The sequence below is a fragment of the Acidisoma cellulosilyticum genome (assembly GCF_020621385.1).
In the GTDB taxonomy this organism is placed as follows: Bacteria; Pseudomonadota; Alphaproteobacteria; order Acetobacterales; family Acetobacteraceae; genus Acidisoma; species Acidisoma cellulosilyticum.
Genome location: NZ_JAESVA010000001.1, coordinates 165,917 through 189,116, shown reverse-complemented (window position 1 = coordinate 189,116; position 23,200 = coordinate 165,917). Strand labels below are relative to the sequence as shown.

20 protein-coding genes are annotated in these 23,200 nt (G+C 63.2%); 13 read left to right on the top strand and 7 right to left on the bottom strand.

Going from position 1 to position 23,200, the window contains the following annotated elements; translation table 11 throughout:
* Positions 1 to 19: 19 nt before the first annotated feature.
* The 8 genes from ACELLULO517_RS00845 (at position 20) to ACELLULO517_RS00810 (ending at position 8,905) form a co-directional block, all read left to right on the top strand.
* The gene (locus ACELLULO517_RS00845; RefSeq protein ID WP_227304781.1) at positions 20 to 793 is read left to right on the top strand and encodes a sulfite exporter TauE/SafE family protein; all 774 of its coding nucleotides are present in this window, start codon (positions 20 to 22) and stop codon (positions 791 to 793) included.
* Between the two features lie 155 nt (positions 794 to 948).
* On the top strand, positions 949 to 1,416 hold the full coding sequence (locus tag ACELLULO517_RS00840) for a (2Fe-2S)-binding protein (RefSeq protein WP_227304778.1): 468 nt from the start codon (positions 949 to 951) through the stop codon (positions 1,414 to 1,416).
* The gene (locus ACELLULO517_RS00835; protein WP_227304775.1) at positions 1,413 to 4,964 is read left to right on the top strand and encodes a molybdopterin cofactor-binding domain-containing protein; all 3,552 of its coding nucleotides are present in this window, start codon (positions 1,413 to 1,415) and stop codon (positions 4,962 to 4,964) included. The genes ACELLULO517_RS00840 and ACELLULO517_RS00835 overlap by 4 nt, the downstream gene beginning before the upstream one ends.
* Positions 4,965 to 4,975: 11 nt before the next feature.
* On the top strand, positions 4,976 to 6,433 hold the full coding sequence (locus ACELLULO517_RS00830) for a 6-hydroxynicotinate reductase (protein WP_227304773.1): 1,458 nt from the start codon (positions 4,976 to 4,978) through the stop codon (positions 6,431 to 6,433).
* The gene (locus tag ACELLULO517_RS00825) at positions 6,403 to 7,311 is read left to right on the top strand and encodes a UPF0280 family protein (protein WP_227304771.1); all 909 of its coding nucleotides are present in this window, start codon (positions 6,403 to 6,405) and stop codon (positions 7,309 to 7,311) included. Before ACELLULO517_RS00830 ends, ACELLULO517_RS00825 begins: the two co-directional genes overlap by 31 nt.
* Positions 7,304 to 7,888 (top strand): amino acid synthesis family protein, encoded by a 585-nt coding sequence (locus tag ACELLULO517_RS00820; protein WP_227304769.1) that lies wholly within the window; start codon positions 7,304 to 7,306, stop codon positions 7,886 to 7,888. The genes ACELLULO517_RS00825 and ACELLULO517_RS00820 overlap by 8 nt, the downstream gene beginning before the upstream one ends.
* A complete protein-coding gene (locus ACELLULO517_RS00815; RefSeq protein WP_227304767.1) occupies positions 7,885 to 8,472 on the top strand; it encodes an amino acid synthesis family protein in 588 nt (195 codons plus the stop codon). The genes ACELLULO517_RS00820 and ACELLULO517_RS00815 overlap by 4 nt, the downstream gene beginning before the upstream one ends.
* 1 nt (position 8,473) lies before the next feature.
* Complete coding sequence (locus tag ACELLULO517_RS00810) at positions 8,474 to 8,905, top strand: MarR family winged helix-turn-helix transcriptional regulator (RefSeq protein ID WP_227304765.1); 432 nt, start codon at positions 8,474 to 8,476, stop codon at positions 8,903 to 8,905.
* Between the two features lie 5 nt (positions 8,906 to 8,910).
* Here ACELLULO517_RS00810 and ACELLULO517_RS00805 read toward each other — a convergent pair whose 3' ends face one another.
* Entirely contained in the window at positions 8,911 to 9,795 is an 885-nt protein-coding gene (locus ACELLULO517_RS00805; protein ID WP_227304763.1) for a LysR substrate-binding domain-containing protein, read from the bottom strand.
* Positions 9,796 to 9,903: 108 nt separating this feature from the next.
* On the opposite strand from ACELLULO517_RS00805, the gene ACELLULO517_RS00800 reads away from it, so the two are divergent.
* Positions 9,904 to 10,674, top strand: coding sequence for a class I SAM-dependent methyltransferase (locus ACELLULO517_RS00800; RefSeq protein ID WP_227304761.1), 771 nt, complete (start codon positions 9,904 to 9,906; stop codon positions 10,672 to 10,674).
* A gap of 27 nt (positions 10,675 to 10,701) precedes the next feature.
* Here the strand turns inward: ACELLULO517_RS00800 and ACELLULO517_RS00795 are convergent, their stop codons facing one another.
* Positions 10,702 to 11,871, bottom strand: a complete 1,170-nt coding sequence (locus ACELLULO517_RS00795) for a fumarylacetoacetate hydrolase family protein (RefSeq protein WP_227304744.1) — start codon at positions 11,869 to 11,871, stop codon at positions 10,702 to 10,704.
* A gap of 358 nt (positions 11,872 to 12,229) precedes the next feature.
* Between ACELLULO517_RS00795 and ACELLULO517_RS00790 the strand changes: the two genes are divergently transcribed.
* From ACELLULO517_RS00790 to ACELLULO517_RS00775, 4 genes are read left to right on the top strand one after another with little or no spacing between them, the layout of a single operon-like run.
* Positions 12,230 to 13,255, top strand: a complete 1,026-nt coding sequence (locus ACELLULO517_RS00790; RefSeq protein WP_227304742.1) for a substrate-binding domain-containing protein — start codon at positions 12,230 to 12,232, stop codon at positions 13,253 to 13,255.
* Positions 13,256 to 13,314: 59 nt separating this feature from the next.
* Positions 13,315 to 14,799, top strand: a complete 1,485-nt coding sequence (locus ACELLULO517_RS00785; protein ID WP_227304739.1) for a sugar ABC transporter ATP-binding protein — start codon at positions 13,315 to 13,317, stop codon at positions 14,797 to 14,799.
* Positions 14,792 to 15,790: an ABC transporter permease gene (locus ACELLULO517_RS00780; protein ID WP_227304736.1), complete on the top strand. Its 999-nt coding sequence runs from the start codon at positions 14,792 to 14,794 to the stop codon at positions 15,788 to 15,790. The genes ACELLULO517_RS00785 and ACELLULO517_RS00780 overlap by 8 nt, the downstream gene beginning before the upstream one ends.
* Positions 15,787 to 16,836 carry an ABC transporter permease gene (locus ACELLULO517_RS00775; RefSeq protein ID WP_227304734.1) on the top strand — a complete coding sequence of 350 codons (1,050 nt, stop codon included), beginning with the start codon at positions 15,787 to 15,789 and terminating at the stop codon, positions 16,834 to 16,836. Before ACELLULO517_RS00780 ends, ACELLULO517_RS00775 begins: the two co-directional genes overlap by 4 nt.
* A 100-nt stretch (positions 16,837 to 16,936) precedes the next feature.
* Here ACELLULO517_RS00775 and glgA read toward each other — a convergent pair whose 3' ends face one another.
* The 5 genes from glgA to ACELLULO517_RS00750 all read right to left on the bottom strand — a co-directional run bounded on the left by glgA (position 16,937) and on the right by ACELLULO517_RS00750 (position 23,156).
* Positions 16,937 to 18,379, bottom strand: coding sequence for a glycogen synthase GlgA (glgA, locus tag ACELLULO517_RS00770; RefSeq protein ID WP_227306039.1), 1,443 nt, complete (start codon positions 18,377 to 18,379; stop codon positions 16,937 to 16,939).
* A gap of 5 nt (positions 18,380 to 18,384) precedes the next feature.
* On the bottom strand, positions 18,385 to 19,653 hold the full coding sequence (gene glgC / locus ACELLULO517_RS00765) for a glucose-1-phosphate adenylyltransferase (RefSeq protein ID WP_227304731.1): 1,269 nt from the start codon (positions 19,651 to 19,653) through the stop codon (positions 18,385 to 18,387).
* A 165-nt stretch (positions 19,654 to 19,818) separates the two neighbouring features.
* The gene (locus ACELLULO517_RS00760; RefSeq protein WP_227306038.1) at positions 19,819 to 20,337 is read right to left on the bottom strand and encodes a lipocalin family protein; all 519 of its coding nucleotides are present in this window, start codon (positions 20,335 to 20,337) and stop codon (positions 19,819 to 19,821) included.
* Positions 20,338 to 20,450: 113 nt separating this feature from the next.
* On the bottom strand, positions 20,451 to 21,482 hold the full coding sequence (locus ACELLULO517_RS00755) for a sugar-binding transcriptional regulator (RefSeq protein ID WP_227304728.1): 1,032 nt from the start codon (positions 21,480 to 21,482) through the stop codon (positions 20,451 to 20,453).
* Positions 21,483 to 21,713: 231 nt separating this feature from the next.
* Positions 21,714 to 23,156, bottom strand: a complete 1,443-nt coding sequence (locus ACELLULO517_RS00750) for an NAD(P)-binding domain-containing protein (RefSeq protein WP_227304725.1) — start codon at positions 23,154 to 23,156, stop codon at positions 21,714 to 21,716.
* Positions 23,157 to 23,200: the final 44 nt, after the last annotated feature.

Genomic DNA, 23,200 nt, shown 5'->3' with positions numbered 1-23,200 from the left:
ATGAGGATTCGTAATTCGAATGTCTTTTTCGTTCACCCATACTTTGTCGGGTTTCTTTGTCGGCATCCTGGTTGGCCTGACTGGGGTCGGCGGCGGTTCCTTGATGACGCCGCTGCTGATCCTTCTCTTCGGCATCCACCCGTCGACGGCGGTCGGCAGCGATCTTCTTTATGCCGCGACGACCAAGGCGGTCGGCACCAGCGTGCATGGTTTCCGCGGCAGCGTCGATTGGCGGATCGTCGGCCGGCTTGCTGCTGGCAGCGCACCGATGACCGTGCTCACGATCCTCGCCTGCGCCTTCTTCGGCGTGACGCATACCAATTCGCATTTCCTCAATGACGCGTTGGGCGTGGTTCTTGTCATTACCGCTTGCTTCGTCATCTTTCAGTCCCAGGTGACGCGTCTCTTCTCCAGCACGCTGGGGGAGATCGGAGAGCGGCAACGCCTGCTCTTTACAGTGCTGACCGGCGCCGTGCTCGGCGTCATGGTGACGCTGACCTCGGTCGGGGCCGGCGCCATCGGCGTCACGGCGCTGATCGTGCTTTATCCCAAACTGCAGCCGGCGCGGATCGTCGGTTCTGACATTGCCCATGCCGTGCCGCTGACGCTTCTGGCCGGTGCCGGGCATTGGTGGCTGGGCGACGTCAATTTCGACCTCGTCGGAACCTTGCTGCTCGGCTCCATTCCCGGCGTCATCCTGGGCAGCCTGTGGTCGACCAAAATGCCGGACCGCGCGTTGCGTGTCGCCCTGGCGGCCGTCCTGCTGGTCGTCGGCTTTCGTATGGTGGGCTGACGCAACGCACTGTCCCTGCCGTCAAACTGCCCGAAACTCATTGACACCCGCCTGAGCCTCGACCCATGATCGTATGCATACAAACGATCGGGTATAGGCTAGGCCATGCGGCAGGGCAGCGGGACAGGATCGCAGGGTAGCAAGGGTCGCTGGCCATGCGGTCGGTGACGCTGCGCGTCAATGGCGGGCAGCATGCGCTCACCCTCGCGGAGGATACGCCGCTTCTCTTCATCCTGCGCAACGACCTTGGCCTGAATGGCCCTAAATACGGCTGTGGTCTCGGCGAATGTGGTGCCTGCACGGTGCTTGTCGACGATGTTGCCGCCCGCGCCTGCTGCTTGCCCGTGGGGCTGGTGGAGGGGCGGGAGATCACCACCTTGGAAGGACTCGGCACGCCAGAGAAGCCGCATCCGGTGCAGGCGGCCTTCATTGCGGAGGAAGGCGCGCAATGCGGCTATTGCCTCAACGGCATGATCATGACGGTGGCGGCCTTGCTCGCGCGCGAGACGCAGCCGAGTGACGCGACCATCACCGAGGCGCTGCGCTATAATCTTTGCCGCTGCGGCGCTCATGTCGAAATTCTCCGCGCGGCGAAACGCGCGATGCAGATGATGGCGCCATGACGGAGCCGCGCACCACCGCGGATTATCTGGCGACCGGCAGTCAGCTTGCCGTGGTCCGCGACAAGCTGGGCGCGACTTCCCCGGATGACGTCGAAATCTTCGTCATCGTGTCGGGGGACGGTCGGGTCACGGCCTTTAACGGCCATGTCGATCTCGGCACCGGCATCGGCACCGCGCTCGGCCAGATCGTGGCAGAGGAATTGGACGTCGCTTTTCCGCGCGTGACAGTGGTGCTGGGCGATACCGAGCGCACGCCCAACCAGGGACCGACGATCGCGTCGGAAACCATCCAGATCAGCGCCAAGCCTTTGGCGCGGGCTGCGGCCACGGCCAGGGCCGCGCTTCTGGCCCGTGCGGCTGAACGGCTTGCTGTCCCGGTCAGCGACCTCAGCATCACCGATGGCGTCGTCACGCCGCCTGTGCCGGATAATCGCGCGCTCTCCTACGGCGATCTGATCGGGGATGACCGCATCATCCTGCGGATCGATCCGGAAGCGCCGCTCAAGCCTGTGGCCGACTATCGCGTCGTCGGACAGAAGGCGGCGCGCGTCGATTTGCCGGCCAAGGCGACCGGTGGGTTGGTCTATGTGCATGACGTTCGCGTGCCGGACATGCTGCACGGCCATGTGGTGCGTCCGCCCTATGCCGGCGTCGATGTCGGCGATTTCGTCGGCACCAGCCTGATCGGCGTCGACCAGTCATCCATCGCCGATCTGCCCGGTATCCTGGCCGTGGTCGTCATCGGTGATTTCATCGGCATCGTGGCAGAGCGGGAGGAGCAGGCGGCCCGCGCGGCCGAACGTTTGCGCGTGACCTGGAAGCCCATTCCGCATCTGCGGGACCTCACCGATATCCCGACCGCGCTGCGGGAAAACCCGAGCACGCCGCGCGAACTCAGCCATCGCGGCGATGTGGAGGCTGTGCGCGCGGCCGTGGCACAGCCGATGGACCGCACCTATGTCTGGCCCTATCACCTGCATGGGTCCATCGGGCCTTCCTGCACCGTCGCGGACTTTCGCGCTGATAAGCTGACGCTGTGGTCCGGCACGCAGAACCCGCATATGCTGCGCGCCGATCTGGCGAAGCTCATGGGCATGGACGAGGGCCAGATCGACATCATTCGTCTGCAGGCCGCCGGCTGCTACGGCCGCAATTGCGCCGACGATGTCGGTGGAGACGCGGCCTTGTTGTCCCGCGCGGTCGGCCGCCCGGTGCGTGTGCAATTGACGCGCGAGCAGGAAACGGCCTGGGAGCCGAAGGGTACCGCGCAGCTCATGGAGGTGCGCGGTGGGCTGGATGCGGCGGGCGATGTCGCGTCCTACGACTTTTCCGTCCGTTACCCGTCCAACGGCGCGCCATTATTAGCGTCACTTCTGACCGGCGTCATACCGCCCGTGCCGATGGTCTTCACCATGGGCGACCGCACGGCGATCCCGCCCTACAGCTATGGCGCCTTGCGGGCGACGGCGCATGACATGGCGCCCATTGTCCGCGCGTCCTGGCTGCGCGGCGTGTCATCCATGCCGAATTCCTTCGCGCATGAAAGCTGGATCGACGAGGCGGCGTCCGTCGCGAAAGTCGATCCGATCGCATACCGGTTGCGTTATCTGCATGACCCGCGTGCCGTCGATCTGGTCAAGGCCATGGCGGATCGGGTCGATTGGGTGCCGCATACCGAACCCGGGACGCTCGGCGGTGAGGGTGACATTCTGCGCGGCCGCGGTTTTGCCTATGCCGTTTACGTCCATGGCCAGTTCCCCGGCGTGCCGGCGGCCTGGTCCGCCTGGGTCGCCGATGTCGAGGTCAATAAGACGACCGGCGACGTTGCCCTGACAAAGATAACGGTCGGTCAGGATTCCGGGCTGATGATCAACCCTGCCGGGGTGCAGCATCAGATCCACGGCAATGTCATCCAATCCATCAGCCGTGTGCTGAAGGAGGAGGTAACCTTCAACCAGATCGCGGTGGAGACGAAGGAATGGGGCGGCTACCCCATGATCACCTTCCCCGAGATTCCGCCCATCGATGTGCTGATGATGGACAGACAGCAGGAGCCGCCGCTTGGCGTCGGCGAATCGGCCTCCGTCCCCAGCGCCGCCGCCATAGCCAATGCCATCTATGACGCGACTGGCGTGCGCTTTCGGGAATTGCCGTTCACGCCGGAACGTGTGCGCGCCGGTCTGGAAGCGGCGGGTATCACGTCACCGCCGGCACCGATGGCTCTGCCCGCGCCGCCGCCGGCGAAGAAGCGCGGGCTTTGGGCTGGGCTCGGCCTTGGCCTTGCCGGGCTCGTGGGCATCGGCACGCTGGCCTTGCCCATCCGCAGCGCGATGGCGCCGATCGCGGGACCGGACCCTACGCTCTATTCGGCTTCGACCATCGCGCGTGGGAAGATGCTCGCCGCACTCGGAGATTGCGCCGTCTGCCACACGGCGGAAGGCGGGCAGCCGATGGCCGGCGGTCTGCCGCTGGAAACGCCCTTCGGCACCATCTTCAGCACCAATCTGACGCCGGACGTGCAAACCGGCATCGGCACCTGGTCCTTCGATGCCTTCAAACGCGCCATGCGGCAGGGCATCGGCCAGGATGGCCAGCACCTTTACCCTGTCTTTCCCTATGACCATTTCACCAAGACCACAGATGAAGACCTTGAAGCGATCTACGCCTACCTGATGGCGCAGACGCCGGTTGTCGCGACAATACCGGCGAACAAGCTCGCCTTTCCGATGAATATCCGGCCGCTGATGGCGGGCTGGAACGCGCTTTATCTTAAGACCGGCGCCTATCAGCCGGACCCGGCGCGCAGCGCGGATTGGAACCGGGGCGCCTATCTGGTCGAAGGCCTGGGCCATTGCAGCAGCTGCCATACGCCGCGCAATGCGCTGGGCGCTGAAATCGCGAGCCAGCGCTATGCGGGCGGTGTGGCGGAAGGCTGGGAAGCGCCGGCCTTGTCCAGCTTGTCCCGCGCGCCGATCCCCTGGAGCGAGGGCGAGCTTTTCACCTATCTCCGCACCGGTTTCTCGCCGTTGCATGGCCCGGCGGCCGGTCCCATGGCGCCGGTCATTCATGAATTGCAGGCCCTGCCCGACAGCGACTTGCGCGCGATGGCGCATTATCTGGCAAGCGATCTGCCGCCGGTGTCAGTCGAGGCTGAGAAAGTGGCGATTGACACTGCGGACGCGCGCAATGCCGGCGCGATGCTGCCCTCGGCCGGTCCGGGCGGACGCATCTTTCAGGGCGCTTGCGCGGTCTGCCACGCGCCCACCGCGCCGCCGCTGTTTGGCGTGAAGCCCAACCTTGCTTTCAACAGCAATCTGCAAAGTGCCAGTCCGGATAATCTGATCCGCACCATTCTGGGCGGTGTGCCGAAGCCGGCCGTCGCCAATCTCGGCCCCATGCCGGGTTTCGGGCCGGTATTGTCGGATAGCCAGATTGCCGATCTGGTGCGCTTCCTGCGTCGCCAATATGCACCCGGTCAGCCGGAATGGGCTGATCTGGACAAAACGATTTCCCGCCTTCGCGCAACCGCCTTCCATGCTGGTCCGTGAGGAACAAAAAGATGGCTGATCCTACCGCCACCATTCGCTGCGATGCCTGTCCGGTCATGTGCAATATTCGCCCAGGCCTTGCCGGTGCCTGTGACCGCTATGCCAATGCCGATGGCCTGCTGGTGCGTGTCGATCCGCTCGTGTTGCTGGAAGCGGCCCACGCGCACGGCACGCCCATGGTCTCGCTTCAGCCGACCGAGGATTGGGACGGCAGATTGGTGCGCGGCGCGGATACGTTCGTCACCGCCATCGGGGCTGGTACGACCTATCCGGACTACAAGCCCGCGCCCTTCATCGTGGCGACCGATGTCGACGGCGTCGATATGGTGACCGTCGTCACCGAAGGCGTGTTCAGCTATTGCGGTGTCAAAATCAAGATCGACACCGACCGGCATCTGGGCAATGAGCGGTCGATCGTGCGCGCGAAGGGTGAGCCCATCGGCCATGTCACGACCGGGGAATACGGGTCGCAGATGCTCTCCCTCGGCGGTGTCGGACATCTGACCGGCGGCGGCAAGAAGGAAGGCCGCGTCACCTGCGATACGCTGCTCGCTTTGTCCAATAAGCAGGCCGTGGAACTCACCATCGATGACGGCGCGACGGTGATCGTTCAGGCTGGAAAAGCGCCCATCGTCAATGATGTGATGGAAACGCGCATGCGCGTCGGCTGCGGTTCCGCCACCATCGGCATCTTCGCGCCGCAATGGCTGGGCAAGGTCGATGAGGTCGTCGTCGTCGATGATCATATCACCGGGGTATTGTCCGAGCATCAGGGCGGCAAGTTGCTGGGCGTGCAACCGACGGGCATTCGCATGCGCGGCCGCCGCTCCACCCCCGGCCGCTATTTTCAGGTGGCGCATCCCGGCACAGGTTGGGGCGGCACCGATATTTCGGACCCGCTGTCCATTCTCGATCCTTTCGACGCCAAACATGCGCGGGCCGGTATCCGCATGCTGATGGTCAGCACGACGGGCGAGCATTACGGCTATTACGTGTTGGACAATGATCTCCGCCCTGTGCAGCAGGAGATGCCGCCTGAGCTTCAGGAATCGGTCGAGCGTATCGCGGAGAATTGCGAGCCGGCACTTTGCAGCGTGCTGTTTATCGGCGGGGCCGGCGGGTCTCTGCGCGCTGGTGTCACGGATAATCCCGTGCGGCTGACGCAATCGGTCGGGCGCAGCATCACGCGGCTGACCTGTGGCGGTGCGCCGGTCTATCTTTGGCCCGGCGGCGGCATAACCTTCATGGTCGATGTCCTGAAACTGCCGGACAATGCCTTCGGCTATGTGCCTACGCCGGCCTTGGTAGCCCCCATCGAATTCACCCTGCCGCTCGCCGATTACGCGGCCATGGGCGGCTATATGGATCATGTCAAACAGGCGAGCGCGCTTGACACCGCCACCCCGCATCGCTTCGCACCGCAGATGTCGGAGAATCCTTGGCCGCTTTTGCCGATGACAAAGCACTGACGATGGCTGGCCGTGCGGTAGCGCGGCTCATGCCGCAGACAGCGGCAAGCGGCTTGCCACGCCTGCACTTGCAGGACGGGCCGATCGACCTTGTCATCATGGCCGAGGGCGGCACGGATGCCGTGGAACAAGCCTATCGCGCGGCGCAGGCACGTTTCGTGACGGTGCTGGATGAGCTTTGCGCCGAATTGCCCTTACTGCGGCAGGGCGTGACACCTGAAACGGCTAGGCCCACAGGCATGATCGCATGCCGGATGCGGGCGGCGGTCGAGCCACTCGCCGTATATGGCTTCATCACGCCCATGGCGGCCGTCGCGGGCGCGGTGGCGGAGGAAATCTTGGCGGCCATGCTCGAAGCCGGGCCGCTCGACCGGGCGGCGGTGAATAATGGCGGCGACATCGCGCTCCATCTATCGCCCGGCCGGTCCCTGGCCATTGGCATGGTGACGAAGCCGGAACTGGGCGGCATTGATCTTTTCGGCCGCTTTACGCTGACGCATGAGGATACCGCGCGCGGTCTGGCCACCAGCGGCCGTCACGGTCGCAGCTTTTCGCTCGGTATCGCGGATGCCGTCACCGTGCTGGCGCGCACCGCTGCGATGGCGGATGCGGCTGCGACCGTCATCGCCAATGCGGTCGATCTGCCGCACCATCCGCTCGTTCAGCGCTTGCCCGCCAATAGGATTCAGCCCGACAGCGACCTGGGTGATAGTCTGGTTACCCGCGACGTCGGGGTTTTGTCGCTGGCCGAGAAAACAGAAGCACTGGCGGGCGGTGTGGCGATGGCCGATAGGCTCTGCGCCGAGGGATTGATCGAACGGGCCGCTTTGCATCTGCAGGGCGAGACCTGCGTGACAAGGGAAACGAACCATGGCTGATATCGAATTGCGCAAGCGCCTGCTGACGGTCGAGGAGATCTTCCACGAAGGCGGCCCGGTTGCCGCGATTCCGCTACGCCGCGCGGCGGCGATCAGCGTCATTGCCAATCCTTTTGCCGGGCGCTACGTCGAGGAGATTTCCTTCTTCATGAAAACCCTGGAGCCGTTGGGCGTGGAGATGGCGCAGGCGCTGGTCAAGGCCCTCGGCGGCGACCCTAAGGCCGTGCAAGGCTATGGCAAGGGCGCCATCGTGGGCGCGGCCGGGGAACTGGAGCATGGCGCCCTTTGGCATGTGCCGGGCGGCTATGCCATGCGGGCGGTGCTGGGCGACGCGAAGGCCATCGTGCCCTCGGCCAAGAAGGTTGGCGGTCCCGGCACGCGGCTTGATATTCCGGTGACCCATATCAACGCATCCTATGTCCGCAGCCATTTCGACGCGATGGAAGTCGGCGTGCCGGACGGTCCGCGTGCCGATGAACTGGCGCTCGTCCTTGTCATGACAACGGGCGCGCGCATCCACGCCCGTGTCGGTGGCCTGGCGGCCGATGACATCAAGGGCCAGGACGGGTTGCGATGAGCACGCTTGCCATCCGCAAGATTGTCACCATCACCGATGAAATCCTGGTCGAGATGGGTGAGACGATAAATCCACCGACACGTCGCGCGGCGGCCATCGCCGTCATCGCCAATCCCTTTGCGGGGCAGTTTACGGCCGATCTGTCACCGCTGATCGAGATCGGTGCTGAATTGGGCGCACTGCTGACGCAACGTGCGGTCGCGGCGCTCGGCATCGCGCCGGACGCAGCCGAGAGCTACGGCAAGGCGGCCGTGGTGGGGGAGGCGGGGGAGATCGAACACGCGGCCGCCATCCTCCACCCTAAGCTGGGTGCGCCGATGCGGAACGTGCTGGGCGGCGGCGTTGCATTGGTGCCTTCGGCCAAGAAGCGCGGGACGATGGGGACGGTGATCGACGTGCCGCTCGGCCATCGCAACGCTGCCTATGTGCGCAGCCATTTCGACGCCATGGAGGTCAGCATCGCGGACGCCCCGCGCGCGAATGAGATTCTGGTCGCGGTCGTGGTGACGGATAGCGGAAGGCCGCTCGCTCGTGTCGGCGGTCTGGCGGCGGCCGATATCATCGGCCAGGACGGGTTGCGTTAGCATGTCAGCGGACGTGATCGACCGGGCCTATGTGCTGGATGAGCAGATCGGTTTTCTGTTCCGTCAGGTGACCCAGCGGCATACCGGGATTTTCGCCGAGCGCATTGGAGATGGTCTGACGCCGATGCAATGGGCAGCGCTGGCCAAGCTCAATGAAATCGGCCGCACATCGCAATCGGCCCTCGGCCGGGCGGTCTGCATGGATGCCGCCACCGTCAAAGGCACGGTGGACAGGCTGGAAGCCCGCGGCCTTGTCATCCGCACGCCCGACGCTGATGACCGACGCAAGCTTCTGGTTGATCTGACAGCGGAAGGTCAGGCGATGACGGAGCGCAACCTCGCCGCCGCTGCTGCCATCACGCGGGAAACCCTGGCCCCGCTGACGGCGGAGGAAAGCCGTCTATTGTTCGCGCTATTGCAAAAACTGCTTTAGCCAATTCACGTTTTTCCTTCTGCGACCAGCCATTCCACGAAGCCGGTCAACGCCGGTGACTTATCGGCATCGAAGGGAATCAGCGCCACATAGCCCCGGCGGGGAACGCGGATGTCGGGGAAGGGTGTCGACAGCCGTCCCAGAGCGACCTCGCGCTCGATCAACGGAAAAGCGCCGATACCAAGGCCGAACCCGTCGCCGATCGCCTGCAGGGAGATGAAGAAATGATCAAAAACCTGCCGCCGCCCAGTCGGGTGCGGCAGGCCGGCGGCATTCAGCCAATCCGCCCAGTCCCTTGGCCGGGTTTCCGTTGCGATCAGCGGCTTGTCGAGAATATCCTGCGGCGAGCGGATACCGTGTTCCGCCAGAAAAGCCGGGCTCGCGATAACAGTGTCGTATTCCTCAAGCACTTCCACCGCATGGTGCTGCGGCCAGGCTTCCGCCTCCGATCCGCGCCGGATCGCGACATCGAAGCCGCGCCGCAACTCCTCCTGCACGATTGTGACCGTCGTCACATTGATCTCCACATCCGGCCAGGTGGCTTGGAAATGCTCCAATCGGGGGATCAGCCGTCGCATCGCGAAGGTTGTCGGTGCGCTGACCCGCAGCACGCGCCGCGCGGAAGGGCGGCCGCAGGCATCGGCTGCGACCATGATGCGGTCGAAGGACCGGCTGATCTCCATCGCGAAGGCACGCGCCGCCTGGGTCGCCACCATCCGCCGGCCGATGCGCACGAACAGGCGCTGGCCGAGCCATGTCTCCAACGCTGTAATCTGGCGGCTGACGGCGCCATGGGTCAGGCCCAGTTCGGCCCCTGCCTCCACATAACTGCTTGTGCGGGCGGCGACTTCAAAAACGCGGAGGGCGGAGAGCGGAGGGAGTTTGCGCATGATCGTGTGAGAAAAACTGACAGGTAATGGGAGAAATCTCCTTCTAATCGGCTTTTGCGCACAGGTGTAGGGCTGGCGTCAGTCGCAGGATCGATAGGAGACGGGGCCATGATGAACCGGCATGAGGATGGCAGCGCAGGTGACGCGAATTATGGGGTCATAGGCACCCATTACCGGTCCTACCGTCAGCCGGATCCGCGCATCGCGGCTTTCATCGAAGTCGCGCTGGGGGACGCGCGGACAGTGCTGAATGTCGGCGCCGGCGCCGGGTCCTACGAGCCCGCGACGCGGGCGGTGACGCCAGTGGAACCTTCCGCCGCCATGCGGGCGCAGCGGCCGGTGCATCTGGCGACGGCGATTGACGCAACGGCTGAAGCTTTGCCCTTCGCCGACGCATCCTTCGACGCCAGCATGGCGACCTTTTCCGTGCATCAATGGCAAGATTTGCAGAAGGGCCTGGCTGAGATGCGGCGCGTGACGCGCGGCCCTGTGCTTGTCCTTAGCTGCGATCCGGCGGCGCTGCATCGGTCTTGGCTCGCGGATTACGCACCGGAGATGATCGCGGTGGAGGCGCGGCGCTATCCGGCCATGGATGTGCTGACTGCCGCTCTGGGCGCTGATGCCCGCATCATCCCGATGCCTATTCCCTTCGACTGCACCGACGGTTTCAGCGAAGCCTATTACGGCCGTCCGGAAGCGCTGCTCGACCCAGGCGCGCGCAAATCCAATTCGGCCTGGAGCTTCGTCGACCCCGGCTATGAGGAGGCTTTCGTCACGCGCCTGACCGCGGATCTGCAGCAGGGGGTGTGGGATAAGGCGTACGGCCAGCTTCGGCATCAGACGGAGTTTGATGGATCACTCCGCCTGATCGTGGGCTGAGATAAACGAAACGAGGTCGCGATCTGCTCAGCTTTTGCCGAGCAGATTGCGCTCCGCCAGATTGCGCATCAGCGCGCCGATGCCGAAAGTCCAGGGTGCGGCGTCTTCGGCATAGGTGACGGTATTGACCAGTCTACCCAGCTGTGGCGCCGCGATTTCCACCCGGTCGCCGGTCTTGTGGGTGAAGCCCTGGCCGGGCGTGTCGCGATCCTGGATCGGCGCAAACAGCGTGCCGAGGAACAGCACGAACCCGTCCGGATAATGGTGATGAGCGCCGATGGCATGGCTGACCAATTCGGTCGGATCACGACTGATCTCGCTCATGGAACTGGCACCTTCCAGCACATAGCCGTCGCTCGCGCCCGTCACCCGCAGCGTAATCTCAAGCTTACGGACATCATCGAGCGTGAAATGTTCGTCGAATAGCCGAATGAAGGGGCCGATGGTGGAGGAGGCGTTATTGTCCTTCGCCTTGCCCAGCAGCAGCGCGCTGCGTCCTTCGATATCGCGCAGGTTGACGTCATTGCCGAGCGTCGCGCCCAGAATAGCGCCACGGCTGTTCACGGCCAGCACGGCCTCCGGCTCGGGGTTGTTCCAGCTCGACTTTTTGAGAATGCCGATCTCGGCGCCAAGGCCGACGGAGGCCAGGACCGGCGCCTTGGTGAAAACCTCGGCATCCGGCCCGATGCCGACTTCCAGATATTGTGACCAATAGCCCGCTTCCATCAGCATCGTCTTCGCACGGGCGGCGGCTTCCGATCCGGGCTTGAGATCGCGCAGCTGCCCACCGATCGCATTGCCGATCTGCGCCCGAATGGTCGCCGCGGCGCGATAATCACCGCGCGCGCGCTCCTCGATGACGCGTTCCAGCATGGAGCGGGCGAAGGTGACGCCGCAGGCTTTGACGGCTTGAAGATCACAGGGCGCCAGCAAGTGCGGCGCATCCAGCCGGCCGGCGAGGCTATTGGCGAGGACATCGTCCAGCGCGAAGCTGCGGGCTGCCGGGACCTCGCGCACCGCGCTCAACAGGTCTTCGCGTTCCAGCAGGCCAGAGACGGTGGGGCCGGCGGCCGTGATATCGGCCAGCTGGTCGCCGCGCAGATGCACGATGCAGGGGCCGCCCACGGCAGGGTCGAACACCCGGCCGATCAGCGTCGCCTGGTCCAGGTCCTGGGGCAAATAGTCGCTCGCGGTCATCACTCATCCTCTCCGGTAGCGCTATCTTCGGCGCATGTCTTTTGGTGAGCTTGGGAGCGTCCGGCGCCGCTGGCAAGTCTCTCATGCTGGCAGGCGGGCTGCGCAAACGCGCATCTGTCGCCGGGCAAGCCGCGCATCTGCCCGCGCTCCTATGCGGAATAAATCAGAACAGAGCGGGCGAACGCTCTGTCCCTTCTGAAACGTTTATGGTTTGCTATGCTGAGAGACGCAGATTATGCGCAGACAGAACAGGGGGAAGCCGGCCGCTACAGCTGACACACATTGGCTGATAGACATACCAAGTCATAAAACGCCTAAGAGTTAGAAAAATCGAAAAGATCCAAAAAGGACATCGAGAATGACAAAAATCATCAATCCCTTCGTTAGTCGCCGCCAAGCGGGCGGGCTTGTCCTCGGTGGGCTGATCGCGGCGGCCGGCATGCCGAGACGCGGTTTCGCCGATACCGAGAAGGTGATGGCGACTGTCGTGAAAATCCAGGGCGTGCCCTGGTTCAACTTCATGCAGAAGGGCCTCATCGAGGGCGGCGAGACGTTTCATATCAATTCCACCATGGTCGGGCCGGTCACGGTCGACCCCGCGCAGCAGGTGCGCCTGGTGGAAGACCAGATCGCGAAGAAGGTCGATGTGCTGGGCCTTGTTCCGCTGGACGTGAAGGTGCTGGCGCCGGTGCTGGCCCGCGCCCAGGCGGCCGGCATTATTGTCATCACGCAGGAAGGTCCCAATCAGGACGGCCGCACCTGGGATGTGGAATTGTTGGATTCGGTTGCCTTCGGTCAGATGCAGATGAAGGCGCTTGCCCAGGATATGGGAGAGACGGGTGAATACGTCATCTATGTCGGCACGCTGACGACGCCGCTTCACAACAAATGGGCGGATGCGGCCATCGCCTATCAGCTCAAGAACTATCCCAACATGAAGCTGGCGACCTCACGTTTTCCCGGCGCGGATGAGATCGACACGTCCGAGCAGGTGACGCGTGAAGTCCTGCAGGGCTACCCGAATGTGCGCGGCATTCTGGGATTCGGCTCCAACGGGCCGATCGGCTCGGGCAATATCGTGCGCCAGCGGCATCTGCAGAAGAAGATCTCCATCGTCGGCACGGTCATTCCCAGCCAGGCGAAACCGCTGATCGAAGCTGGTGTCATCCGCCAGGGTTTCCTCTGGAGCCCGAAGGACGCCGGCTATGCCATGGTCGCGGTCGCAAGCCTGCAGTTGCAGGGCGCGAAGTTTGAGACCGGCATGGAAATTCCTGGCATGGGCAAAGCGACGGTCGATGCCGCCAACAAGCTGATCAGCGTCGACCGCATTCTGACATTCGATAAAGCGAATATCGACAGCACCATCGCCGCCACCGGACTGTGAGATGAGGCAATCGGCTGGTCCGGTGACCGGCCGATTGCCGACACAATAAGGGGCCGCGAATGCCTGACTTCATTAACCTGGCTCGAATTTCCAAGCATTTCGGCGGCGTGACGGCGCTGGCCGATGTGGATCTGACCATCAGCGCCGGAGAGGTGCATTGCCTGGCGGGCGAGAACGGTTCCGGCAAATCGACCTTGATCAAGATCATCTCCGGCGTACAACCACCCGATTCCGGTGGAGAGATCGTCATCGACGGTCAGCGCTATACGCATCTGACACCGGCCGAGAGTACGCGTATCGGCGTTCAGGTGATCTATCAGGACCTGTCACTATTCCCCGATCTGACGGTCGCCGAGAATATCGCCTTCGCCCAGCATCTGCGGGGCTTGCGCGGGGCGGGCAAACAGCGCCTGCGGGCTAAGGCGGAGGCCGTCATTGCGCGGCTTGGCGTTTCCCTCGATCTCGACGCGCTGGTCGGCGAACTGTCCATCGCACAGCGTCAGCTTGTCGCCATCTGCCGCGCGCTGGCGGCGGAAGCGCGGCTCGTCATCATGGACGAACCGACGGCCTCGCTCACCCGTACCGAAGTCGATACGCTGCTAGACATCACACGGGAATTGAAGCGTCGCGGCATCGCGGTCGTCTTTGTCAGCCATCGGCTGGATGAGGTGATGGAGATTGCCGAGCGCGTGACGGTGCTGCGTGACGGTCGCAAGCTCGGCACCTGGGACGCGAAGGATATGACGCCCAGGCGGCTCGGCACGCTCATGACCGGTCATGAATTCGACTACAAGGTCGTCGTGCCGGATCTGTCGGCCGCGCCCGTCATGCTCTCGGTGCGAGGTCTGTCACGGCGCGGGGATTTCGAGGATATCAATTTCGACATTCGGCAAGGGGAAATCCTTGGCGTCATCGGGTTGCTCGGCTCCGGCCGCACGGAATTGGCTCTTTCCCTTTTTGGCATGAGGCCACCGGATCGCGGGCAGATAAGGTTGGACGGCGCGCCCGTCAGCCTTACGTCCAATCGCGCGGCGATCGACCACGGCATCGCCTATGTTTCGGAAGACCGGCTGTCGCTGGGCCTGGTGCTGGAACAGCCGATTGCGTCGAATATCGTGCTGTCCACGCTCGACAAACTCACGGGCGCTGCCGGGCTTCTCAGCGGGGACCGAACGCGCAGCGCCGTGTGGCAAGGGATCGAGCAATTGGGCATCAAGGTCTCGGACCCCGAGAATCCGGTCCGCACGCTTTCGGGCGGCAATCAGCAACGCGTCGTCATCGCCAAATGGCTGGCGACCCAGCCGCGCGTGCTCATTCTCGACAGCCCGACCGTCGGTGTCGACATCAATGCCAAGGACGGCATCTATGCCATCGTTAAACGTCTCGCGGCGGAAGGCATGGCCGTGATGATGATCTCCGACGAAATCCCGGAAGTGCTCTATCACGCGCATCGCATCCTGGTCATGCAGGGCGGGCGCGTGAAGGGGGAGTTCCATCCGGCGCAACTCTCCGAAACCTCTCTGCGGGAGGCGATCGATGCCTGACCTGTCCAAGCGTCTTCTGCATAGTCATGAGGGCAAGCTGCTGCTTGTGGTGCTGGCGCTGGTGATCTTTCTGTCGCTGGCGACAAAGTCCTTCCTCAGCCTGCAGAATATGATCGATCTGCTGACCTCCTATTCCTTCTCAGGCATGCTGGCGGCCGGCCTTCTGGTGGTGCTGATTTCCGGCGGCATCGATATCTCCTTCACCGCCTCCGCCTCGGTCGCGCAATATGTCGCGATGACGATCGCCAACCAATATCACATCGGCTGGATCGAAGTGATTCTGATCTGCGCTGTCGTCGGTATTGCTTGTGGCCTGATCAACGCCGTTCTTATCGGCACGCTCGGCCTTTCCAGCATCATCGTCACCATCGCGACGCTGAATGTCTTCTTCGGGCTATTGATGTTCGTGACGCATGGGAATGAGATTTTCGCGCTGCCCGACTGGTTCGTGAATGGCGCCAACTGGGTCGTCTATACCGACAAGCAGGGCAACCCTTATATCTTCAACCTACAGATGATCGGGCTGATTGCCGCCTTTGTGCTGACGGCGCTGTTGCTGACGCGCACCAATATCGGACGGCAGATCTATGCGCTGGGCAGCAACAAGGATGCGGCGCAGCGCGTCGGCATCAAGGTCTTCCGGCTCAATCTTCTCGTTTACGGCTATATGGGTTTCGTCGCGGGCATGGCCTCGCTGGTCCAGGCGCAGGACGCGCAATCGGTCTCGCCCAATGCGCTGGTCGGGCGAGAGCTGGATGTGCTGGCAGCGGTCGTGCTGGGCGGCGCCAGCCTCACGGGGGGTGTCGGCACGGTTTTCGGCACCATTCTGGGCGTCATGCTGCTGGCGTTCCTGCAGAACGGTCTACTGCTGCTTGGCGTGCAATCCTATTGGTCCGAATGCTTCACCGGCGCCGTTATTCTCATCGCCGTGAGCGCATTGGCGCTGGAACGTCAGCGGCAGCGCGCTGGCGTCAGACGGGTGATGGCATGAGTAAGCCGAGCATGGTGACTTATACCGCGCCGCCGGCAAGGGCGGCTGCGGCTCGGCTCTGGAAGCCGGGCCCGGTGCTTCTGCGCCTCACGGTCCTGTTCCTGTTGCTGATGTTTCTGTTCGGGGTGCTGCTTGGCCATCGGCTGTTCAATGGCGCTGCCATTCGTTCCATGGCGTTTCAGCTGCCGGAGCTTGCCATTTTTTCGCTTGCCATGATGGTACCGCTGCTCTCAGGCGGGCTCGATCTGTCGATTATCGCGACGGCCAATCTGTCCGCGCTCGCCGCCGCCTTTGTCTTCACCCATTTCGGCGTCAGTGGTTCAGACGCCAGCGTCTTGCTTTGGCATATCGCGGCACTGGTCGCGGCCTTCGGTGTCGCCGCGATGGTCGGTCTCCTCAACGGTACGGTCATCGCCTATCTGGGCGTCTCGCCCATTCTGGCGACGCTTGGCACCATGACGATGGTGAAGGGCATTGCGGTCGGCCTCACCCATGGCGGGGTCATCGCGGGCTTCCCACCCTTTATGGTCTTTATCGGCAATGGCTCCATCCTCGGCGTGCCGGTGGTGCTGCTCGTCTTTGCGGTCATCGCCATCCCTATGGGCGTGCTGTTGACCCGCACGCCTTTCGGCCAAAGGGTGACGATGCTCGGCTCCAACCTTCAAGCCGTGCGCTATTCCGGCATCGATACGCGGCGGGTTTTGGTACGCGTCTATCTGCTGTCGGCGCTGCTTTCGGCGGTCGCCGGACTGCTCATGATGGCGCGGTTCAACTCGGCCAATGCCGCTTACGGCGAGAGCTACCTGCTCATCACCATCCTGGCCGCTGTGTTGGGCGGCATCGACCCGGCGGGCGGCTTCGGCAAGGTCAGCGGTCTGGTGATGTCGCTGATCGTCCTGCAACTCGTCTCGACCGCCGCCAATCTGCTGAACGTCAGTCAGTTCCTCAGCCTGGCACTTTGGGGCGCGATCCTTCTGGGGGTGGCAGGCATCGGTCGTGTCTGGGCCTGGGCGCGTCTGTTCCTGCCCGCACGAAAGCCGAGTTAGAGCAGATCACAGTCAGATGGAACCATCTGACTGTGTGAAGATGCTCGCAAAAACAATAATCTAGAGCGGTATCTGTGAGCGTAAGCGAACAGGAAACGCTCTATGCGACAAGCCCGCGATAGAGCTCGGCGTAACGAGCGGCCGAGCGGCTCCAGCCGACTTCGGCCGTCAACGCGTTGCGTTGCATCCTCTCCCAGGCTGTGCGATCGCCCCAGACATGGGCGACGCGCCGCAAAGCGAGGTCGAGGCTGGCGCTATCCGTATGGTCCATCTGGAAGCCCGTCGCGACACCGGCGCCGATGGCGGCCTCATTCGCGTCGATCACCGTATCGGCAAGGCCGCCGACGCGCGTCACCACCGGCAGGCAGCCATAGCGCATGGCGCAAAGCTGGGTCAGGCCGCAGGGCTCGAAGCGCGACGGGATCAGCAACGCGTCCGTGCCAGCATAGATCAGATGTGCCAGCGCTTCGTCATAGCCCAGGAACAGCCCCATCTCTCCGGGGCGCGCGGCCTGGGCATAGGCGCGTTCCAGCTCTGGCGCGCCCGCGCCGAGAACGACGACGGACGCGCCGATGGCGCGCAGGGTGGACAGGCTCGCGGGCAGCAGGTCCAGGCCCTTTTGTGTGGTCAAGCGGCTGACGATACCGAACAGCAGACGGTCCGGCTCCAGCCCGAAGCGGGCGCAGAGCGCTGCCTTGTTGGCAGTGCGGTCGTTCAGCCTCCCCTCTGAAAAGCGCTGCGGCAGAGCGGCGTCGGTTTCCGGGTTCCAGACATCCGTGTCGATACCGTTCAGAATGCCGCTCAAGGCCGTACCGCGGCCGCGCAGCAATCCGTCCAAACCCATACCGCCTTCGGGCGTACAGATTTCGCGCGCATAGGTGGGAGAGACGGTGGTGACGTGATTGGCCAACCGCAACCCAGCCTTCAGAAAGCTGATGCGGCCGAAATATTCCACACCCTGAATCGAGAAAGCCTGTGGCGGCAGGCGTAGCGCACCGAGCAGACCGGGATCGCATAGGCCCTGAAAGGCGAGGTTATGAACGGTCATCACGCTCGGCGGCCGCGTTGTGCCGGCATCCGCCGCATCACCGCTGAAATGCAGATAGGCCGGCATCAACCCGGCCTGCCAGTCATGCCCATGCACGACATCGGGCAGATAGCCTGGCATCAGCCCGCGCGCGATCGCGGCGCCGGTATAAGCAAGGGCCGCGAAGCGCTGCGGATTGTCCGGCCAGTCGCGCCCGCTGGCGTCTAGATAGGGGTTGCCGGGCCGGTCGAACAGATGCGGCGCGTCGATAACGATCAGCGGTGCCTTGCCGCATCGCCCACGCCATAGCCAGGCTGGGCCGCCGAAAAGGTCGCTGACCTCATGAACCGGCTCACCCTCCTGCAACGCTTTCATGACCGCGGGATAGCCGGGCAGAAGCGTCGTGACATTGACCCCTTCCGGGGCGAGGGCGGCGGGCAGGGCGCCGGCCACATCCGCCAATCCGCCTGTTTTGATGAGCGGAAAGAATTCGGATGTGATCGACAGGAGCTCGATTTTTTTCATAAATTCAGCGCATCGATCATCGGTTGGGTGATAAGGCAAATTCCGCCTTCGCTGCGGCGGAAGCGCTGCGCATCATGCTCCGGGTCTTGCCCGACGATAAGACCTTCCGGGATCGTCACGCCGGCATCGACGATGACATTGGTCAGATGCGCGTAGCGGGAGATGGTGGCGTACGGAAGGATGACACCGCCCTCGACGGTGGCATAGGACCGCGCATGAACCCCGGTCGATAGCAACGAACGTCGCACCCGCGCGCCGGAGACGATGCAACCGCCGGAGACGAGGGAGGCGACGGCCTCACCCCTGCGCTCACCCACGTCATGGACGAATTTCGCAGGCGGTGTCAGCTCGGCATAGGACCAAATCGGCCAGCTTTTATCATAGAGGTCAAGCGGCGGCACGACATCGGTCAGATCGACATTGGCCTGCCAATAGGCGTCGATCGTGCCGACATCGCGCCAATAGGTTTCGGCATGATCGGCCGAGCGCACACAGGATTGCGTGAAGCGATGCGCGAAGGCGCGACCCTGATCGACCAGGAACGGAATAATGTCCTTGCCGAAATCTCGGCTGGAATTCGGGTCTTCCGCGTCACGCCTTAACTGGTCGAACAAAAACTTCGTGCGAAAGACGTAGATGCCCATGCTGGCGAAACACATGTCCGGATTGCCCGGCATCGTCGGCGGGTCTTTGGGCTTTTCCAGAAAAGAAACAATCCGGTCGCTCTCGTCCACCGCGACGACGCCGAAGCCGGTGGCCTCCGCTTTCGTTACTTCCAGGCAGGCGACGGTGACATCGGCGTTATTGTCCTCGTGCTGCAGCAGCATGAGCTCGTAATCCATCTTGTAGATATGATCGCCGGCCAGGATGACGATATGTTCCGGCCGATAGTCCTGAATGATGTCGATGTTCTGGAAGACGGCATCCGCGGTGCCGGCATACCATTGGGTTTCGCTGACGCGCTGGCTGGCGGGCAGAATATCAAAACTTTCGTTGCGCTCGGGGCGCAGAAAGTTCCAGCCGCGCTGCATATGCCTGATCAGGCTGTGGGCCTTATATTGCGTTGCAACAGCAATACGGCGAATACCGGAATTCAGAGCATTGGAGAGAGCAAAGTCGATGATGCGCGATTTGCCGCCGAAATAGACGGCGGGTTTCGCTCGTCGGTCGGTCATTTCCATCAGGCGGCTACCGCGGCCACCGGCCAGAACATAGGCCATGGCGGTGCGGGATAGAGGCGAAACGGCCTTGGATTTTTCGATCATTTTTATTCCTCCCCTAGTGTGCCGGATTTGAACTTCGCTTGACCGCCCGGCCAGCGCGTAGCGAAGTTCAAACCCTGTAAGCACACTCGGTATTCAGCTTAACTAACACTGGGGAGGAACAGAAGGGCCGCAGATGGCGCAGTTTGCCCGCAAACGCCATGGTGATCAGGCGGAGGCGTGCAAGGTCATATGCAGACGGGAGGGATCATACCCAAAAGACTGGACGCGGGCCAAAAGCAGGCTCTGCAGCTCGGGGGCAGGGAAGGGGCTGCGCGTCAAAATCCAAAGATAGCGGCGGGAGCTTTCACCCACGATGGACCAGGCATAGTCCTCCGCATGGTCTAGCACCCAATACTCCCCCCAATAGAAGGATCCGAAGAAGGCGAGTTTGAGCTTGGTATTGTCGCTGCCCGGCACCGGCCGCGCTTTCGCTTCTGCCCAGCGCAAAGGTCCTGTCGGTGCGCCCTGGCGTGATATGTTGACGACCCGGATGAGACCGTCCGGGCGACGCGAATATTCTGCCGTCACGGCTTCGGCGCCACGTTCGAACCAGGCCGTATAGCGCGCGAATTCGTGCCATTGCCCCAGATAGCGGTCGAGATCGACCGGTTTGCGCGGCCTGGGTGGCGGCAGCCGGCGGTTTTTTTTTGGTTTGGAGGTCACGACGCCGAGACCCGCGATCATAAGCGCCAAGCCAGCGACCGCGAGTTTGGAGACACTGACTTTGGGTCGGTTTTCAGTTGATCGCGTCTCGGCGGGCAGGCTCGTTTCTGTGCCTGACCGCCGATTGTCGTCCATCACACCGGGCGGCAGCGTTGTGCCAGCAGGCGCGCGGTGTCGCCGTCGATGATCAAGCCACGGATCAACCCGCTGCGCAAAACGGCTTCCAAGGCTCCGATCTTCTCCATGCCACCGCAGAGCAGCACGACATCGCGGCCCCGCAGAGCCTCGATCTTCACCGCGATGGTGCGGTTGTTGATGTCATGGTCGATCGGCCGCCCATCGAGCGCAAAAAGTTTACCCATCGTGTCGCAGACGGCGCCCGCTTCGGCCGCCTGCCGCAACTCATCCGACGAGATCATATTCTGCGTGCGGAGCGAGGAGTTTTCCGACAGCTCACCCAGGCTCGCGATGTAGAGATCGGCATTCTCAGCGAGCGCCAGCGCGTCGACGACGCTGCGCTGAGAGGCGAGCACGTCGCGATCGGCCTCGGAATCGGCGATGAAGGGCACCGGGATGAAATGCCCTTCGCCGCCGGTACGCGCCGCCAGCGCCTGCACGACTTCAAAGGGGTTGGAGGCGGAGTTGCGGGTCAGCGATCCCATCAGCGAAACAAAATGCGCTTCGGGGTTGCGCACGCCTGACAGGTGCAAGGCCACCTGTTCGATCGTGCGTCCCCAACTGACGCCAACGGTGATGGGGCCCTGCGCCAGCTTTCCGCGCAGGAAATTGGCACCGGCACTGCCGACGGCACGACGGGCGATCATGCCTTGCGCGGCGGTCAGCGTCGGGTTGCCGGCGACATCCTCGAAGCCGATAAGCGGCGTCGCGAGGCAGAAGTCGAGCCCGTAGAATTGGGCGATTTCCTGCTCGGTCGCAAGCTCGCGGGCGCTTTCATGCTGGATGGTGATCGTCACCAGCCCACGTTCGCGCGCCTCAGCCAGAAGACGGTTGACGCGGGTACGGTGCAGACCCAGCTTCGCCGCAGTCTCTTCCTGGTTCAACCCGGCCATATAGTACAGCCAAGCTGTCCGGACGATCAGCGCGTCATCTGATTCATGCGCGATATTGATGGACAGCGGGGCTGCTTTCCTGGTGTCGCTCTTCATTCCACATTCTTCATAAATGGCTTAGTCGTTCGCCGGAGAGTTTTTTCCCCCGGTCCTATTTTGGACCTAGATGCAGGTCAGCCCGCTCCTATCACAAGGCTTAACCCTTGCGATATGGCTTCATCCAAGGCCAAGCCGTCGAGCCGCACAATTGTGGCAGCTCGGGGCGTTTTGTTCAATGGACCGTAAGGCTTATGAGCGATTGCTATCGGCAGGCGTTTTGGCGTCAGCCTAATCCGCGGCGGTCAAGGGTGCCAAGCCAGGGCCGACCCCACCATCAGGCCAGGAGTCCGGCGTCAATTCGGGTTCCTGGTAGTCGAGCAGGCTGAGATAGCTGGCCTCCGCGTCTTCCAGAAAGAAGTCCCGGCAGATGGCGTTCACCAGCCGGCGCACGCCGAATTTCAGCCCGCTGATGGAAGCGCCGGAAAGCCCCATGCTGGGCATGGCGCCGAAGGTGAAGTTGTAGAGATGAGCGAGCGCAGGGACTTGGCCTGGTGTCCGCTCCGTGAAGGCAAAGCTGCGGGTCAGGTAAGGGTAGCTCGCCAAAACCGGATCTTCCTCGCCTTCGGGCGGGGCGAAGTGATCGGCCCAGGTCGCGATCATCGGGGCGAAATGGGCGAGTTCCGGACGTCTGGAGGCATCGATCACGAAACCCGCGCCGATAATGACGAAGTCGAACGCCAATTCGCCGCCCGGAACAGCGATGCGGATTTCGTCGCCTTCCATCCGCGCGTCCAGCCAAGGCGTGCCGGGATGGGCAGAAAATTGCGGAAAGGCCGCGCAGCGGGCCACCGTGTCGGGCGGCGGCGGCTGGTTCATGGTGAAGATATGCCGCATGAAGCGCCAGCGCATCAGGTCGGGGAGCTCGGCGAACTGGCTGAGGAAGCCTGCCTGCTCCATCCAGCGATAGGGGTTCACGCGCGGCAGACGGCGGCGGCGGACGCAAAGCTGGACCCGTCCGGCACCGGCTTCCAGCGCGGTCGCCGCATTGTCGAAGGCGGAAGCGCCGGCTCCCAGCACGCCGACGCGCTTGCCAGCCAGGGCTGCGAAGTCGATCGGCTCGGATGTATGGCCGTAGCGCGCCCGCGGCAGGTTATTTTCGATGAAATCGGGGATCAGCCAGGCGCCGCTGCCGGCGATGCCGGTGGCCAGCACGATCTTGCGGGCGAGCAGAAGCTCGCCCTTGTCGGTCGTCGCGGCCAGAAACGGGCCTTGCTCCGCGATACCGACGATGCCGGTGTCATTCCGCACCGGCAGGTTGAGCACCTGACGATACCAGTCCAGATAGGCCTGCCAGACCTCGCGGGGGATTTTGCCCAGGCCCTCCCAGCGGGCATGACCGAAACTGGCTTCGTACCAGGCGCGCGGTGTCAGGCTGCCGACGCCAAGGTCAGGACCGGAGACGTGTTTGGGGGTGCGCAGCGTGACCATGCGGGCGAAGGTTGTCCAAACGCCTTCCTCGCCGCGCGGTGCCTGATCGACGACCAGGATATTGGTGATCTTCTCCCGCATAAGGCCGAAGGCCGTCGCCAAACCGCCTTGGCCGGCGCCGATGATGAGCACGTCCAGCACCGGCTGACCGTCCAGGCTCTGCGGTTGAAGCCAGGGCTTGGCCGGATAATCCAGACAAGCGAGATCTGCCCGCACGCGGGCGTTCAGTTCGGTCAAGCTCATCAGCGCACCTCAGCGACGGCAATCTGCAACGATCGCGATTTTGC

What these genes read in the sequence shown, in the direction of transcription:
- ACELLULO517_RS00815 (WP_227304767.1), top strand. Translation starts at nt 7,885, where the DNA reads ATGAGCACGCTTGCCATCCGCAAGATTGTCACCATCACCGATGAAATC.
- ACELLULO517_RS00805 (WP_227304763.1), bottom strand. Translation starts at nt 9,795, where the DNA reads ATGCGCAAACTCCCTCCGCTCTCCGCCCTCCGCGTTTTTGAAGTCGCC.
- ACELLULO517_RS00830 (WP_227304773.1), top strand. Translation starts at nt 4,976, where the DNA reads ATGGCTGATCCTACCGCCACCATTCGCTGCGATGCCTGTCCGGTCATG.
- ACELLULO517_RS00780 (WP_227304736.1), top strand. Translation starts at nt 14,792, where the DNA reads ATGCCTGACCTGTCCAAGCGTCTTCTGCATAGTCATGAGGGCAAGCTG.
- glgC (WP_227304731.1), bottom strand. Translation starts at nt 19,653, where the DNA reads ATGATCGAAAAATCCAAGGCCGTTTCGCCTCTATCCCGCACCGCCATG.
- ACELLULO517_RS00820 (WP_227304769.1), top strand. Translation starts at nt 7,304, where the DNA reads ATGGCTGATATCGAATTGCGCAAGCGCCTGCTGACGGTCGAGGAGATC.
- ACELLULO517_RS00845 (WP_227304781.1), top strand. Translation starts at nt 20, where the DNA reads ATGTCTTTTTCGTTCACCCATACTTTGTCGGGTTTCTTTGTCGGCATC.
- ACELLULO517_RS00810 (WP_227304765.1), top strand. Translation starts at nt 8,474, where the DNA reads ATGTCAGCGGACGTGATCGACCGGGCCTATGTGCTGGATGAGCAGATC.
- ACELLULO517_RS00790 (WP_227304742.1), top strand. Translation starts at nt 12,230, where the DNA reads ATGACAAAAATCATCAATCCCTTCGTTAGTCGCCGCCAAGCGGGCGGG.
- ACELLULO517_RS00785 (WP_227304739.1), top strand. Translation starts at nt 13,315, where the DNA reads ATGCCTGACTTCATTAACCTGGCTCGAATTTCCAAGCATTTCGGCGGC.
- ACELLULO517_RS00750 (WP_227304725.1), bottom strand. Translation starts at nt 23,156, where the DNA reads ATGAGCTTGACCGAACTGAACGCCCGCGTGCGGGCAGATCTCGCTTGT.
- ACELLULO517_RS00800 (WP_227304761.1), top strand. Translation starts at nt 9,904, where the DNA reads ATGATGAACCGGCATGAGGATGGCAGCGCAGGTGACGCGAATTATGGG.
- ACELLULO517_RS00795 (WP_227304744.1), bottom strand. Translation starts at nt 11,871, where the DNA reads ATGACCGCGAGCGACTATTTGCCCCAGGACCTGGACCAGGCGACGCTG.
- ACELLULO517_RS00840 (WP_227304778.1), top strand. Translation starts at nt 949, where the DNA reads ATGCGGTCGGTGACGCTGCGCGTCAATGGCGGGCAGCATGCGCTCACC.
- ACELLULO517_RS00760 (WP_227306038.1), bottom strand. Translation starts at nt 20,337, where the DNA reads ATGATCGCGGGTCTCGGCGTCGTGACCTCCAAACCAAAAAAAAACCGC.
- ACELLULO517_RS00835 (WP_227304775.1), top strand. Translation starts at nt 1,413, where the DNA reads ATGACGGAGCCGCGCACCACCGCGGATTATCTGGCGACCGGCAGTCAG.
- ACELLULO517_RS00755 (WP_227304728.1), bottom strand. Translation starts at nt 21,482, where the DNA reads ATGAAGAGCGACACCAGGAAAGCAGCCCCGCTGTCCATCAATATCGCG.
- ACELLULO517_RS00775 (WP_227304734.1), top strand. Translation starts at nt 15,787, where the DNA reads ATGAGTAAGCCGAGCATGGTGACTTATACCGCGCCGCCGGCAAGGGCG.